At 60.7% G+C, this 14847-nt stretch carries 11 protein-coding genes and 2 pseudogenes; 9 read left to right on the top strand and 4 right to left on the bottom strand.

From position 1 onward, the window contains the following. Positions 1 to 13: 13 nt before the first annotated feature. The 4 genes from FEZ63_RS24045 to FEZ63_RS24030 form a co-directional block, all read right to left on the bottom strand. Complete coding sequence (locus FEZ63_RS24045; RefSeq protein ID WP_150949843.1) at positions 14 to 955, bottom strand: ABC transporter permease; 942 nt, start codon at positions 953 to 955, stop codon at positions 14 to 16. A gap of 4 nt (positions 956 to 959) precedes the next feature. After that, a complete protein-coding gene (locus FEZ63_RS24040) occupies positions 960 to 1952 on the bottom strand; it encodes an ABC transporter permease (protein ID WP_150949841.1) in 993 nt (330 codons plus the stop codon). Between the two features lie 63 nt (positions 1953 to 2015). Continuing rightward, positions 2016 to 3599, bottom strand: a complete 1584-nt coding sequence (locus tag FEZ63_RS24035) for an ABC transporter substrate-binding protein (RefSeq protein ID WP_150949839.1) — start codon at positions 3597 to 3599, stop codon at positions 2016 to 2018. Positions 3600 to 3639: 40 nt separating this feature from the next. Further along, positions 3640 to 4392 carry an aspartate/glutamate racemase family protein gene (locus FEZ63_RS24030; protein WP_201274278.1) on the bottom strand — a complete coding sequence of 251 codons (753 nt, stop codon included), beginning with the start codon at positions 4390 to 4392 and terminating at the stop codon, positions 3640 to 3642. A gap of 506 nt (positions 4393 to 4898) precedes the next feature. Here FEZ63_RS24030 and FEZ63_RS24025 point away from each other — a divergent pair. The 9 genes and pseudogenes from FEZ63_RS24025 to FEZ63_RS23990 form a co-directional block, all read left to right on the top strand. After that, on the top strand, positions 4899 to 5342 hold the full coding sequence (locus FEZ63_RS24025; protein WP_244622969.1) for an IS6 family transposase: 444 nt from the start codon (positions 4899 to 4901) through the stop codon (positions 5340 to 5342). A gap of 283 nt (positions 5343 to 5625) precedes the next feature. After that, on the top strand, positions 5626 to 6264 hold the full coding sequence (locus FEZ63_RS24020; protein ID WP_150949837.1) for an integrin alpha: 639 nt from the start codon (positions 5626 to 5628) through the stop codon (positions 6262 to 6264). A 15-nt stretch (positions 6265 to 6279) separates the two neighbouring features. Then, positions 6280 to 6360, top strand: a pseudogene (locus tag FEZ63_RS26100) (hypothetical protein); the annotation flags it as partial. Positions 6361 to 6390: 30 nt separating this feature from the next. Further along, positions 6391 to 7683, top strand: a complete 1293-nt coding sequence (locus tag FEZ63_RS26000; protein ID WP_338042250.1) for an FG-GAP-like repeat-containing protein — start codon at positions 6391 to 6393, stop codon at positions 7681 to 7683. Then, positions 7682 to 7913 (top strand): annotated as a pseudogene (locus FEZ63_RS24010) (DDE-type integrase/transposase/recombinase); the annotation flags it as partial. The gene FEZ63_RS26000 and the pseudogene FEZ63_RS24010, both read left to right, overlap by 2 nt. A gap of 583 nt (positions 7914 to 8496) precedes the next feature. Further along, complete coding sequence (locus FEZ63_RS24005; protein ID WP_150949833.1) at positions 8497 to 11262, top strand: xanthine dehydrogenase family protein molybdopterin-binding subunit; 2766 nt, start codon at positions 8497 to 8499, stop codon at positions 11260 to 11262. After that, the gene (locus FEZ63_RS24000) at positions 11259 to 11774 is read left to right on the top strand and encodes a (2Fe-2S)-binding protein (RefSeq protein WP_150949832.1); all 516 of its coding nucleotides are present in this window, start codon (positions 11259 to 11261) and stop codon (positions 11772 to 11774) included. Before FEZ63_RS24005 ends, FEZ63_RS24000 begins: the two co-directional genes overlap by 4 nt. Positions 11775 to 11842: 68 nt before the next feature. Then, entirely contained in the window at positions 11843 to 12469 is a 627-nt protein-coding gene (locus FEZ63_RS26095) for an Isoquinoline 1-oxidoreductase subunit (protein ID WP_150949830.1), read from the top strand. Positions 12470 to 12515: 46 nt separating this feature from the next. Beyond that, positions 12516 to 14847 (top strand): multicopper oxidase domain-containing protein (locus tag FEZ63_RS23990; RefSeq protein ID WP_244622968.1); only part of this gene is annotated, 2332 nt, incomplete at its 3' end.

Raw genomic sequence — 14847 nt, 5'->3', positions numbered from 1 at the left:
GGGATCCTCGTGATCATTGCAGCTTTGGATTGAACGCGTCGCGCAGCCAGTCTCCCAGAAGGTTTACGGCAAGCACGACGAGACTGAGATAGGCGGCGGGAAAGACGACGACCCACCATTGGCCCGAAAACAGATATTGGTTGCCGATGCGGATGAGCGTGCCCAGCGAGGGCTCCGTCGGCGGCATGCCGATGCCGAGGAAGCTCAGCGTCGCTTCGATCAGGATGGCGAGACCGAGATTGAGGGTCGCGGTGACAAAGATCGGCGTCAGCGTGTTGGGCAGGATGTGCCCGAGCATGATCCGCAACGGCTTCACGCCGATCAGGCGGGCAGCCTGGACATATTCCTTGCGTCGCTCCACCAGCGTCGATGCGCGCACCATCCGTGCATACTGGACCCAGTTTGTCATCGAGATCGCAAGCACGAGAATGACGGCGGAGAATGTCTCGCGCAGGCCGATCGGCAGCAATTGCCGGAACACCGCCGTCACCAGAATCGCGACGAGGATGGTCGGAATGCTAAGCAGCGTGTCGCCGATCCGCATCAGGAAATTGTCGACCCAGCCTCCGAAATATCCGGCAGAAAGCCCCACCAGAATGCCGATCGACAGCGACACGATTACCGTCGCGGCGCCGATGATGAGCGAGATGCGAGAACCATAGAGAATGGCCGACAGAACATCGCGCCCCTGATTATCGGTACCGAGCGGATATGTGGCCATGCCGTCGGACAGCCAGGCAGGGGGCAACTCGCTGTTCATCAGATCGAGCTGCGCAAGATCGTAGGGATTTTGCGGCGCGATCAGCGGAGCGAGGATGGCGAGAAGCACGACCACCATCAGCATGACCCCCGAGCCAAGCGCCAGCGGGCTGCGCTTTAGCCCCCACCAGAGATCGCTATCGCGCAGGCGCGCCAGGAAGCTGGCCTTGTCGGCGAAGGCGAGGGGTGTCGTCATCGACTTAGGCTCCATGGCCGCCTCCAGCAGTGGATTGCGTACGCAGACGCGGATCGATCACGACGTAGAGCATGTCGACCACCGTGTTCAGCGCCACGAAAATGAACGAAACAATGACGAGATAGGCCGCCATCACCGGAATATCGACGAATGTGACGGCCTGAATGAACAGAAGTCCCATGCCGGGCCACTGAAATACCGTCTCCGTGATGAGCGCGAACGCGATCAGATTTCCAATCTGCATGCCTGTGACGGTGATGACCGGCATGAGACAATTTCGAAGCGCATGGCGAAAGTGCACGATACGGTTCGGCAGCCCGCGCGCGCGTGCAAACTTGATGAAATCGGTCCTGAGCGTCTCCAGCATCTCGGCCCGCACGAGTCGCATCACCAGCGTGATCTGGAACAGGGCGAGTGTGATGCTCGGAAGGATCAGCGCCTTGAGGCCGGAGGTCGTGAGCAGGCCCGTCTCCCAGAAGCCGAGATCGACCACCTCGCCGCGTCCAAAACCGGGAAGGAGGCCAAGCTGCACCGAGAAGACCAGGATGAGCAGGATTCCGAGTGCGAAGCTCGGCAGCGAAATGCCGACGATGGAGAGAAACTGCAGCCCTTGAGCGAGCATGGAGTTTCGGTGGATGGCGGTGATGACGCCGAAAGGAATGCCGAGAGCCAACGAAAGGATGGTGGCGACCAGCACGAGTTCGAGCGTTGCCGGAAAGCGCTCCATGATAAGCGTGAAGACGTCCTGTTGGTTTCGGTAGGAAATTCCGAAATCACCCTGCACGGCATTGGTGACAAATTTTGCGAACTGCATCACCGCGGACGAATTGAGGCCGAGGCGTTCGCGCAAGGCATCACGTTGCATCTGCGTCGCCTGCTCGTTGAGCATCATCTCCACCGGATCGCCGATGAAGCGGAAGATGATGAAGGCGATGAGCGCGACCGTCAGCATCACGACGGCGGCGTTGGCGATGCGTCGAAGAATAAAGGCCAGCATCAACGGTCCTCCCGTGGAGCCCTCCGACCCTGCCTTATGGAACAGGTCCGGAGGGCAAGAGCGTTACTTCATGCGGGTCAGCCAATGCCTCGGCTTGTTGTCCGAAAGCTGCACCACGTCGCTGACATCGGCGCGCGTCGCCCAGGCCATCGGCTGCTGATGCAGCGGCAGGAACATGATGTCGTCGCGGGCGATCTTCAGCGCCTCGCTCATCATCGGGATGCGTTTCTCGGGATCGAGCTCATTGGCAGACCTGTCGGTGAGTTCGTCGATCCGAGCATTGCCCCAGTTGCCCCAGTTGAAGACACCGGCCGAGCCTGTCTTGCTGTGCATGACCTGGACCAGGATCGAATAGGCGTCGATCATCGGCTCATTCGCCCAGCCGAGCGTGGTGATATCGAATTCACCTTTGACGCGCTTGGGGTTCTGGATGCTGCGCGGGCCCGAATTGAGGTTGGCCTTGACGCCGATCCGCGCCCACATGGCGGCGGCCGATTGACAGATCTCCTCCTCGTTGACGTAGGAATCGGTCGAGCAGACCAGGGATAGGGAAAAGCCGTTCGGATAGCCGGCATCGGCGAGCAGCTTCTTCGCCTTGTCCGCATCGAACGGGAGACGCTCATCCATGTCCGGGGTGTAGCCAGGGATCACCGGGGCAATCATTGCGCCGGTATTGCGCGACAGACCGCGCAACGCGCGCTTCTGCATCTGGTCCATGGCCAACCCCTGGTACAGGGCTTGGCGAACCCGCTTGTCCCTCAAAGGGTTCTTGTCCTTCACGTCGGACTCGACGAGCTTGTCCTTGAAGTTGAGGGCGAAGAATACCGTACGCAGCTCGGTCGAGAGCCGGACCTTGACATCGGGAGCGCTCTGCAGGCGCTGAAGGTCCTGCAACGGCGCCGATTCCGTGAACCCGATATCTCCGGAAATGAGAGCCGCGACCCGGGTCGGTGCCGAGGCGATGGGCGTAAATTCGATACGGGTGAGATTGTGCTTCGGCTTGTCCCACCAGTTTGGGTTCACCACCAGCACGGTCTTTGCGTCGGCACGGCGGGACTCGAGTTTGAAGGGCCCAGTCCCATTTGCATTGTGGGTGGCGTAACCCTCGACCCCTTTTGCGACGTCGGTCGGCAATTCGCTGTTGTTGGCGACGAGCCATTCCTTGTCGAATATGAAGACGTTCGTAAGGTCGTTGAGCAGCAGCGGATAGGCCGAGTTGAGCTCGAGATCGACCGTATGGTCGTCGATCTTCGTGGCGTTCTTGTAGGCAGGCAGGTTGCCTTTGAGCGGCGAGGTGTCGTGGCTGATGCGCTTCAGGGACGCGATCACGTCATCGGCGGTGAAGTCGTTGCCGTTCTGAAATTTAACGCCCTTGCGCAGCTTGAAACGCCACACGGTCGGCTGAACGATCGCCCAGGATTCCGCCAGCGCCGGCTGAATCTTGAGATTTTCATCGTAACGCACCAGCCCTTCATAGACATGGTTCAGGAAGGCCAGCGTGAAAGTGCTGCCGAAAGCATAGGGATCGACCGAATCGATGTCTCGCGCCGCACCCCATTTCAGGGTCTGGGCCGAAACGGAGGTCGCGGCCGTCGACAAGATCAGTATGGCTGCCGTCGCTGTCAGCATCCTGTTTAGCGAATTCATCCTCGTTCTCCTCTGGTCTTGTTGTCTTCTCTGGTGGCGATCACCCGTAGTGACCGGTCTGCCCAGCTTCTTGATCCGGCTGGTGCATAGGGAAATGCGTCGCTGCGTGAAGAGCCGTGCATCGAATCGTGGCAAGGGCCTCGGCCTGAGCAAGCGCCGCCGTGAAGGAACAGATGAGCGGGACGTCAAAGGACGGTTGCAGTTCGTCCGCGAAACCCGCCAACGCCGCACCGCCGATGACGACGACATCGGCTCCGTGCTCGCGGACCGCACGATCGACAGCCTCGCGCACAGCAACTCGCGCCTCTGTCGGCTGAGATACAAAGTCCAGCGCGTGACCGGCCAACCCCAGAATGCCGCAACAGCGCTCGCCGAGTCCCTGTTGGCGCATCAGTTCACGCAGCATGCCCGGCCAGCGCTCACCCACGGTCACGATGGCAAAACGCTCACCTAATTGCAGTGCCGACAGAATCGAGGCCTCGGCCATGCCGATGATCGGGAAAGGAAATATTTCCCGTGCGGCGCCGATTCCGGGCTCGCCGAAGCATGCGAGCACACAAGCATCGTAGGTTCGAGGCGACAGGCGCCTCATCTCCGCCGCGATCGTCTCGACGATCGCCTGGGCCGCGATCACGGCGTCAGCCCGGGTCGTGATGTAGTTGCTGCCGGACAGTGCAGTCGCGGAGACAATCTCCCTCTCGGGATGCAACAGCATGCGCGCCCGATCGTTCAACCGCAGCGTCAGCGAGCGGTTGGTATTGCCATTCACGATCAATAGGCTGGTTCGGGCCATGGTCGCGGTCACTCTGTGTACATAGATGTATGCGATATAGTGAGATCATGCACACAAGTTCTGCCTGACCGCTAGTGCAGATTTGAACGATTCTTGGTCGCTCGGTGCAATTTTACCCGCTTCTGGCCTGAATCGGGACGATACTGTTCGTCCTCTTGAACGGCTGCTGAGTCCCCTAGCGAAGCAGGAAACCGGAAATTGTACTCAAGAAACATGCACAACGTATACAATAACTAAACAGAGGACGACGGCTGAGGTCCGGTCTTGCAGGCGCGGTGTTGACACCTGCGGCTGAAGCGGGATTGGTGCGTTAACCGGTGCGAGTAACCCGGAGCGGCCAGTTGAGGAGTCGCTCTGTTGTCGATATTCAGGCGCCGCCGCTTTCCAGTAGCTATCATTCTGATGTGCGTCCGCCGGTACTGCAAATATGGGATCAGCTTTCGCTACCTGGCTGAGATGATGCGGGAGCGTGGTGTCGAAATTTACCGAGCACGATCTACCGTTGGGTGCAGCGCTACGCACCAGAACTTGAGAAGCGTGTCCGCCGATGTCAGGGATATCGGTCCGGCTCGTGGCGCGTTGACGAGACATACGTCCGCGTAGGTGACATGTGGAAATATCTTTCCCGGGCTGTCGACGGGCACGGCCGGTTGATCGACTTCATGTTGTCGGATCGGCGAACCACCAGCGCGGCTTATCGGTTCCAGCGCAAAGCGGTAAAGACGATGAGCAAATATCCGCCGTCGTCCATAGCGACCGACAAACTGGCCTTCTATCCCAAGGCAATCCGGCGTCTGCAACGAGACGGCCATCTGCGGGATGCTATTGAGCACCAGGCCTCGAAGTATCTCAACAATATCATCGAGGCGGATCACGAGCGCTCAAGCGCGTCATCCGGCCCACGCGCGGCAGAGGATGAAAACAGCTTATGCCACCCTCAAGGGTTTTGAGATCATGCGCATCTCCCGTTGTCACTCGCTCAGCATTTCGAGATGCTGGTGCGTGATGGCAACCCTAGGGAGCCGCTGGGGTCGATGCGCATTACCTCCCAGTCGGCGCTCGTCCTCTCTTGAGTAAGTCATAATAGAAATGGACGGCTCGAAAACCTATGGCCAATATCTCTCCGGGCAGATCATTGATGTCACCTCGATTGTACATGACGCCTGCTCTACAATTCCGTAGTTCACTTGTGTTGCGTCTCTCGCGTCCCTTTTCCCGATTTCAGGGTGGACCATGCGCATCACAGCGAACTGGCTCGGAAGAATTGGTCAACCGCGCGCTGAGTTTGGCGTCGAGGTCGCGGGCGCAGGCGATGTCGATGGAGACGGTTTCGACGATGTCATTGTCGGCGCCTACCTTTGGGACGGGAACGAATCTGCCGAGGGCGCGGCGTTTGTGTACCGGGGTGGCTCGAGCGGCGTCGAGAGCGCTCCTCTGTGGCGAGGGGAAAGCAACCTTGTGGGCTGGCATTTCGGCCGCGCCGTCCGCGGTGCGGGCGATGTGAACGGCGACGGTTTTGCCGACATCATTGTCGGAGGTCCGACGTTTGCCGACAGCCCCGACGACGGCGATTTCCGACCCAAGGCTTATGTGTATCTCGGGTCTCCGACGGGGCCTTCCGCGACGCCCGATTGGGAGGTGCAGAGCCCGCAACTTGGCGATCGGTTCGGTCGGGCTGTCGGAACGGCGGGAGACGTCAACGGCGATGGCTTCGATGACGTTGTCGTCTCGGCTTATTTTCACGACAGCCCTTTGGATCCAGCGCATATCGATGCCGGTGGCTTAGCGGTCTATCTCGGCTCCGCGACCGGTCTGAGCACCCACCATGACTGGTTCGTCGTCAGCGACGACGCTGGTGCCGGCCTCGGTTGAGGGGCGGCCACGGCGGGAGATGTGAACGGAGACGGCTTCGCCGATCTGATCGGTGGCGCACCAAAATACGATACCGGAAGCGGAGAGGCGGGGCGGGTCTCGGTCTGGCTCGGATCCGCCCAAGGCTTGTCGACCACCGCCGATTGGCAAGCGGACAGCCCGGATTCCGGCGCTGATTTCGGACGCAGCGTCGCGTCCGCCGGCGACGTGAATGGCGATGGCTTCGACGACGTCATCATTGGAGCCCGTCTTCATGACGCGCCCGGTTCGCGTCAGAAGGAGGGCGCGGCCTACCTTTATCTCGGCTCGGCGACGGGCCTGTCCGCAACCGCCTCTTGGACGGCGTTCGGGCCCAACGCCGGCAGCTTCTTTGGCAACTATGTCGCTTCCGCCGGCGACATCAACGGCGACGGCTTCGACGACGTCATTGTTGGCGCACCTCTTGCGGCGGTAACGGATTCGACCGGAACGCTGGCTGGGGCCGGGCAGGTCTTCCTGTATCTCGGCGGATCCCAGGGCTTGGCCGCAAACCCGGCCCTCGTCATCGACGGCGATCAGGCAGGCGGTCATTTTGGGTTCTCGCTCTGGTCGGCCGGCGACGTCGATAATGACGGCCTGTCCGATATTATCGTGGGCGCCAAGGACTACAATGGAGCCGAGGGCGCATCCTTCATCTACCACGGCGCATCGCTTCGTTCCCTTCTGGGCGCCACGCCTCTGTTTGGCGAAGACCGCGACGTCATCGATTTCGCGACGGTGCGCCCGTCCGACTATACGGAAGGTGCGCAATATGCCGCCCTTGGAGGCAACGATCGGGTCAACCTCCCTGGCGACAATGCGGCTTCTATTGCGGCGGGCTATGAAACCGGCCGTCAGTTCGATGCCGGATCTGGCGACGATTATGTCAGCGGCGGATCCCTTGGCGACTGGATTGCCGGAGATGATGGCGGAGATGCGCTCTTTGGCGCAGCCGGCGCCGACAGTCTCGACGGCGGCGCGGGAATGGACCTCCTATCCGGGGGCGGCGGAAAGGATGTCCTGACCGATCGAGACGGTGCGGTGTTTATCGGCGGTGGCGGCGGCAATCTCTTTCACACCGGCGCCGGGCGGGATCTCTTCGTCCTGGCGGGCGGCGGCGTCAACGTGCTCGCGGACGACAGTACATTCGATTTCGCACGCGATCGCGTGGCGATCGTCGGACAAAGTGCTCCCGCCGACCTGCAGGCTTTCATCACCAGCAGCTTCATTGCGACCGGTGCTTATTCGGGACTCGATGTGAACGGAACGATGTTTCTGACCCGCGATCAGGCCGGGCTCAGCACACTCCAGGATTGGCTCGACCGCGGTGCCGAGATCCTCGAATTCCACCAGAACGTTGACGTTCTGCTGGCGCGCGAAAGCCTGGACTGGGCTCTGTAGGGACAGATGGCATCTGGATGAGGTGGTCATCAACATCGCCGGAAAGAAGCATTGGCTGTGGCGGGCAGTCGATCACGAGGGGCACGTGCTCGATGAAATCGTCCAGACCCGGCGCAATACCAAGGCAGCCAAACGCGTGCTGGTCCGGCTGACGAGAACGCAAAGGCATCCCGCCCAAGCGCATCATCACCGACAAGCTCCGCTCCTATGGAGCCGCTAGGCGTCAGGTTCGGATCGCCTTTCTCGAGGGCGAGGAGGATCGTCTCGGCGCCGAGAAATTGCTGCCGGGCATGCCAGTGGAGACGTTCGTGCAAACTGGCTTTCGAACGGTCTTATCCTACCGGACGAGACCGCTGACAGACAATCTCACAAGGCGTTCCGCGAGGAGTAGTCAAACCTTCCATGAACGTCGACTCCGTCGACTGAAAACCCAAAATCCTCATCTGCTTGGGTACGGGACTAGGCGGCATTCCGTTCGGCCTGTTCGGGACGGAGGCATCTCGCTTGGCGCCGGTTGGATTCCCGTCAAGGCGATGGGAGCCAAGGCCGAGGCCAGTTCAACCTTGCGATCGGGCCGACGTGAGGGCGGGCAACTTTCCCTCGGCGAAGGCTAGGGCGAGCTCGCGAAAAACGGCTATCCTTTGGTATGAATTCCTCTAGGGTAGGTGTAAATCCGCTACGCTAAGACCCCGCGGCTGTATCGTTCGCGGCGCTCCACAGTGCTTCTAGGTTTCTCGCTCTGCCGCCTCTGCCAAGCTTGAGTGTTGATGTGTGTAGTCTCCAATCGCGGAGATTTGTGAAGAGAATAACACGATGCGTCCATCGCGGCGGGAGTTGATGAAGTGGGTCACCGCCAGCGGCATTACGCTCGGTATCTCTCGACTTTCATTGGCAGACACCCTGGGCTTCCTTGTGCATGAAACATTGCCGGGCAGGGGCGTCAGCAGGCCGGCTTCGGGCCGGGTCGACGGTGTAGCCAAGGCAACGGGCGCCAAACTCTACGCCTCCGACTTTCGCGCGGCGGATCTTCCAGGGTGGCCGGGGGAGACATCCCACGCGCTGCTTGTTCGCGCTGCGGACGCCACTCACGTCTATTCCGGTCTTGACCTGGAGCGGTTGGGCAAGCTTGCCCCACCTTCGGTCGTTGTGACAGCGGCAGACCTTGAGCGTATCGGGACGCGCGTCCCGGAATTCTATACTGGGGACCTCTTCTGTCCTGTCGGCAAGACGCCGCTCTATCTCGGGCAGCCTGTCGCACTGCTCATCTTCGACACGTTCGATGCGTTCGATCGCGCGCGGCTCGCATTGCGAGAGGACAACTTCTTGAGGTTTGGCGCCGAGACCGGTCCGGTTCCCGGTGCCAATTACGCCGCCTTTCGCTTCACCCGCGTCGCCGGTGCGACGCCGGACGCGCCCGATATCTATTCGCCTATTCAGGAAGGCTGGATCAGCCCAGGCTTTCTCGAAAGCTCAGGGCGGCCAATCTGGCAGCCGCTTCCCGTCGCGAAGGGCGGTGAATACGTTAAGGGCGCGACCTATGGCGAGGACATTCGCGCCGCTCTCGCGCGCAAGGATCCTTCCATCCTGACGCTTGCTCGCGACTTCGAAACACAATCCGTCGATCCCATGTTCCTTGAGCCGGAAGCGGGCCTAGCGTGGTTTGATTCCGCCAGCAAGGACCTCAAGCTCGTACTCGGGGTCCAGTCGCCCTTCGAGGCCGGGAGCGCGATTGCGTTCCTGCTGGGAGAGGCGGCCGACGCCTACAAGCCGAGCCGGATCGATGCACAGTTCGCCTATGTCGGCGGTGGTTTCGGCGGGCGTGATCACACCCCATTCCCGCTTTACGTGGCGCTCGCCGCAATGTTCTTTCCGGGCCGCCCGGTCCGCTTGGCGCATGATCGCTATCAACAGTTTCAGGGCGGTATCAAACGCCATCCATTCAAGATGCACAGCGAGATCGGAATTGACCGTGCGACGGGAAAGATCGTCGCTTTTGCTGCGGACCATGTTCTCGATGGCGGCGGTCTCATGAACTATTCGACCAGCGTTGCGGTGGTGGGTGCGACCGGCGCGACCGGCATTTACGATGTCCCCAAAGTCGACGTGACCACCGTTGCGGTCCACTCTCGCGGCGTAACCGCTGGATCGATGCGCGGATACGGGACGCTGCAGACAATGACGGCGCTGGAAGTCCTCGTCGACGAAGCGGCGGCCGCGCTACCACTCGATCCGATCGAGTTCCGGCGACGCAATGCGCTCAAGGTCGGCGGTCGGACGATGACCGGAAACCCCTATTCAGTATCGGTCCGCACGCCCGAGATCCTCGACAAGCTCGACCGTCATGCGATCTGGAAGCGGCGCGCCGAGGAAAAAGCGCGTGCCCCGGCAGGTGTTCTGATCGGTACCGGCGTGGCATGCTCAATGAAGGACTATGGCACCGGTGCCGACTGTTCGCTCGGAACGGTGTCTATCGATCCGGAGGGTCGTATCTCGATCCATAGCGACGCAGTCGAGATGGGCAACGGAATTGGAACGGCCCTGGCCAATCGCGTCGCGCTTCATCTCGGCAGTATCGCTGATGAAGTCACGGTGGCGCAGGTCGATGTCTTCGACGCACTCGGTCTCTTCACGTCAGGCGACGCCTATTTGATTAGCCAAGAGGAGCAGGATACGGCGGCACGCGACACGGGTTGGGTTCCTGCTATTAGCTCCGCGACGAGCGCTTCGATCGGCGCGCATGTGGGTACACAGGCTGCGGCGGAGGCTGCAAGGGTCGTATTTCGCTTCGGCCTCTGGCCTGCGGCGCTCGACCTCTGGGGAATCGCGCCGAACGATCCACGGTCGAAGCAATCGGACGAGGCCTTTTGGCAGGACGGCTACCTCGTCATGTCGGGGTTGTCGCCTCTGCCGCTTAAGGCGATCGCCGCCAAGGCGCACGCGCGAAAAGGCGTGACAGGCGCCATGGCGCACGCGTTTTCGCGCTGGGCGTGGTCACAAGCGACATTTGCCATTGGCGACCAAGAATGGACGGCCGATATCGACGCGCTTGCTATACAGTTAGGGAGTGCCGCCTTCACGCGTCTTGATCGCAGCGCGGTTGCGTTTCCGCCAGCCGATTACAACCGCATAGGAACGGCCTTCTCGTCCTTGTGCGGCACGCTCGTCCGCGTGGAGATCGAGCGCGCCACCGGCGTACTCCGGATCGCGAAGGCTTATAGCGTTCTCGAATGCGGCCAGGTGCTCGTCCCCGAGGTGGTTGTCGGACAGGCGCAGGGCGGCTTTGCGATGGGCGTCGGATATGCGCTCTTGGAAACGTTGCCGCCCTTTGAGGAGGGACCCGGAAACGGGAAATGGAATCTCGGTCAGTATCTGATAGCGCGCGGCTCGGACCTTCCTCTTCACGACCTCGAAATTGAGGTCCTTCCACCCTTCTCTCCGAAGGAGCCTCCGAAGGGTATGGCGGAAGTTGTCATGATACCGATCGTTCCCGCGCTCTTGAACGCAATCTTTGACGCCACCGGTCATCGCTTCAATGCCCTGCCGGTGACGCAAGCAATGCTGAAGGGAGTGTTGGCGTGACGACACTTTCCCTAACGATTAACGGGCGCCTCTACGGTCCCATCGATGTCCGTGCCGAACTGACCATGAACGACTTTCTGCGCGAGGTTCTCGGTCTCACCGGCACGAAATTCGGCTGTGGGGCCGCACAATGCCTGAGCTGCGCGGTGATCGTCGACGGTGATGACGGCACGAGCCACACAAAGCCGACATGTGTCATCCCGGCACTGAGCTTCAACGGCAAGAAGATCCGCACGATCGAAGGTCATGCGATCAACGGCGAACTCACGGCTCTGCAAAAAGGTTTCATCGAGCATTTTGCGTTTCAGTGCGGCTATTGTACTCCCGGGTTCTTGAACGAGGGTCAAGTATTCCTGGAGCGCCTCGAGAGAAAGCCGATATCCCGCGCGGATCTTGAGAAGGCCATCGTGGAGGCGCTTGACGGACACCTTTGCCGATGCACCGGTTACGTCAAATACCACCAGGCGGTTCGCGACGTCATTCTCGCGGATCCAGGCCGCTATCTGACCTGATGACGGCACCGGCAAGGGACCGCGGTTTGAACAGCATACGAGCGCGATCAGGCGCAGGGAGTCGACTGATGAAATCCGCGAGGATGCTTCCCGTTCTTGTTTTGGCGTGGGCGCTGGCGCTAGGCAATATTCTGACGGTCGGCATCGCAGTCCATGCGGAGTCTCCGGCCGCGGCCGGTAGTCTGGCTGCCCCAGAGAGCTTTGGGTCCATTTCAAATCCCGATCAACGCTCGGCGGCATTTTTTACCGAACTTGGCAAGGTCCTGACTCATCCTCGATGCACGAATTGTCATCCGGCCACCGATCGCCCGCGGCAGGGCGATCTCCGCCGCTTGCATGAACCGCCCGTTTCTCGGGGACCGGATGGTTTTGGGCTTGCCACGATGCAATGCTCGAGCTGTCACCAGGAAACAAACTTTGATCCGGGCCGCATGCCGGGGCACCCCCTCTGGCATCTCGCACCTGCGGAGATGGCCTGGGAAGGCAAGACGATTTCCCAGATTTGCGCCCAGATCAAGGACCCCAAGCGGAATGGTGGACGCTCCCTGGCTGACCTCATCGAGCATATCGGTTCGGACACCCTTGTAGGGTGGGCCTGGGCGCCAGGATTCGGTCGTCAGCCCGCTCCGGGAACTCAGAAAGAGGCCGGCGCCCTGGTCGAGGCCTGGGTGAAAACTGGAGCCGCGTGCCCCTGACGCGTGTCTCTCTTATTCGTAACTCTGGCGATTGTTCGGAAAACTCATGCAGCATCCCCAAGTTGACCGCGCCCTACCGTTCGACGGTCTGTTCCATCCGCTGATCGCCAGCGCCATGATTGTCTTGTCTATCGCGATTGGATCCATCTCGCGCGCGGATGCGCAGGATGCTCGCGTAGCATCGAGGGTCGCTGCTTCTCCCGACTACAGGGAGCCGATCACGCTGGCGACGAAGGATGGTGTTCTCGAGGTTCGGCTGACCGCGCGTCAGGGCCAGGTCGCCCTCGATACGGCGGCCAAACCCGTCCAGAACTTCCTTCTGTTCGATTATGAGCTGATCCAGGGCACTGCTTCCGACAACAACGTGACGGGCAAGGGGCTTTATCCCGCCCCGACGTTGCAGGTTTTTCCGGGCGAGAAGCTGATCGTTCACCTGGACAACGCCCTGAGCGGCCTGACGATCGAGGATTATTTCAGCCCTCAATACACGGCCAAAGATGGAGCGGTGCCGATCTATCCGATCCAACTCAAGGATTCGCCGCTCAATCTTCATGTTCACGGTATTCACGTCAGTCCGAAGGGAAATGCCGATAACGTCATGCTCCACATCCCTGCGGGTATGTCGAATACTTACACGTATGACATTCCGCAAAACATGCCGCAGGGAGCCTACTGGTACCACAGCCACCTTCACTCCCTGACCGCGCCGCAAGTCTATGGGGGCCTGGTCGGCCTCCTTGCGATTGGACGGACTGACGGCAATCTGCCTGTCGTGACAGAGAAGAACATCCCTGTCCGCAATATGCTCCTCCAGTACAATTTCGTGTTCGATCGGGCAGGTGGAGCGCCACAGCTCAATAATGCGAACTGGGCGCAGTATGTCAGTTCGATCGTTCCGCCGAAGGGCGACGAACTCGCGAAGGGGATTTATCGACCGTCGCTTGCGCCGGTGAATTTCGCGAGGTCCGCGGTCGGATCGAAGTTCTTCACGGTTTGGTACGCGGGACCCCTTTCGATAAGAAACGACCGAGGTCTCCTGCAGGCCATTCCGAGCAACCTGCAGCGCTTCACCGCGGCCGGTGGCCAGGCGGAGCTGGATGTACCCGCGAATCCGTCGCTTCCCGATAGCGGACGGGACGTGCAGTTCACGGTCAACGGCCAGTTCCAGCCCGTGATCCGGAGCAAGGCGGGCCAGACGGAGATCTGGGTTCTCTCGAACGTCAGCGACTTTGCCTACATGAACGTCCAGCTGACGGAAACCGCCACGGGCCGGCATCCGCAGATTGCCGTCGTCGGGCAGGACGGGAACCCCTATCCCGAGGTGCATTACCCGGTGACAGAGAACGGCACGCGCCTGCTCATTCCCCCGGCTAGTCGATACGCCATTGCGGTGACGATCCCCGCCCAAGGTGATCTGGTGCTTGAGATGCCGCCGCGCGGTGGTGGCGCAAAGACGATCACGGCACCCGGTGTGCTCTACACCAATGACGGCACCGGGAATCCCCCGGCGGTGCTGGGCAGCCTGAGCGTGCCGCCTTCCGCGGTGAGCTACGTCGACGGTTTCTTTGCCTTTCCCACCCAGCTGCTGGCAAAAGCCACTCCGTCCGAGGGGGCGGGGACGACGACCGCCTTCGTCGAGGGTCAGCCACTTGGCGCCTACACGTCTTTTGTGGAGCTCTCCGGCACCACCCCGGACGTCAAGCGTGAGATCAAGATTTCCGGCGGCTTTTTGAACGATCTGGCGACGACTTCAGATCCGAAGGCGTTCGTCTATGCCTTCGACGCAGCTGCATTTCCCAATATGCCTCTCATTCAACCACGGCTTGGTTCGGTCGAGGAATGGCGCTTCGTCAACAGCAACAATGACGAGCATCCAATCCACATCCATGTCAACGATTTCCAGGTCGTGGAGTATTACGATCCCACGACGGGGTTGAAGACCGGCCCGGAGAAGTGGGGCGTAGACAACGCCAACGCGCCGGCCCCGACCATGCAGATCGACGAGAGCGTGATCGAGCCCGGCATCCTGGCAATCCGCACCCGTTTCGATGATTACGACGGGCTCTACGTGATGCATTGCCATCGTCTCAATCACGAAGACAACGGACTGATGGCGCTCATCAACGTGATCCCGGCGATCTCGACCTACGCGGTCGCAATTCCCGGTGCCGAAGGCAAAGCCGCGGAAGTCCGTGTCTTCGACGGCAATGGTGATCGAGTCCTCGCCACCGTCACTCCTTTTCCGAACTATCAAGGAAGCGTCAGTGTCGCCATGGGCGATGTGGATGGGGACGGAGTGCTCGACCTGATCGTCGGGTCGGGCAAGGATCGCGCGCCGGAAGTGGTCGCCTATTCGGGGAAGGGCCGGGATGGGCGGG

Origin of the sequence: Microvirga brassicacearum (assembly GCF_008757455.1) — a bacterium.
In the GTDB taxonomy this organism is placed as follows: domain Bacteria; phylum Pseudomonadota; class Alphaproteobacteria; order Rhizobiales; family Beijerinckiaceae; genus Microvirga; species Microvirga brassicacearum.
This window is presented reverse-complemented; position numbering and strand designations above follow the sequence as displayed.

What these genes read in the sequence shown, in the direction of transcription:
- FEZ63_RS24045 (WP_150949843.1), bottom strand. Translation starts at nt 955, where the DNA reads ATGACGACACCCCTCGCCTTCGCCGACAAGGCCAGCTTCCTGGCGCGC.
- FEZ63_RS24040 (WP_150949841.1), bottom strand. Translation starts at nt 1,952, where the DNA reads ATGCTGGCCTTTATTCTTCGACGCATCGCCAACGCCGCCGTCGTGATG.
- FEZ63_RS24035 (WP_150949839.1), bottom strand. Translation starts at nt 3,599, where the DNA reads ATGAATTCGCTAAACAGGATGCTGACAGCGACGGCAGCCATACTGATC.
- FEZ63_RS24030 (WP_201274278.1), bottom strand. Translation starts at nt 4,392, where the DNA reads ATGGCCCGAACCAGCCTATTGATCGTGAATGGCAATACCAACCGCTCG.
- FEZ63_RS24020 (WP_150949837.1), top strand. Translation starts at nt 5,626, where the DNA reads ATGCGCATCACAGCGAACTGGCTCGGAAGAATTGGTCAACCGCGCGCT.
- FEZ63_RS24005 (WP_150949833.1), top strand. Translation starts at nt 8,497, where the DNA reads ATGCGTCCATCGCGGCGGGAGTTGATGAAGTGGGTCACCGCCAGCGGC.
- FEZ63_RS26095 (WP_150949830.1), top strand. Translation starts at nt 11,843, where the DNA reads ATGAAATCCGCGAGGATGCTTCCCGTTCTTGTTTTGGCGTGGGCGCTG.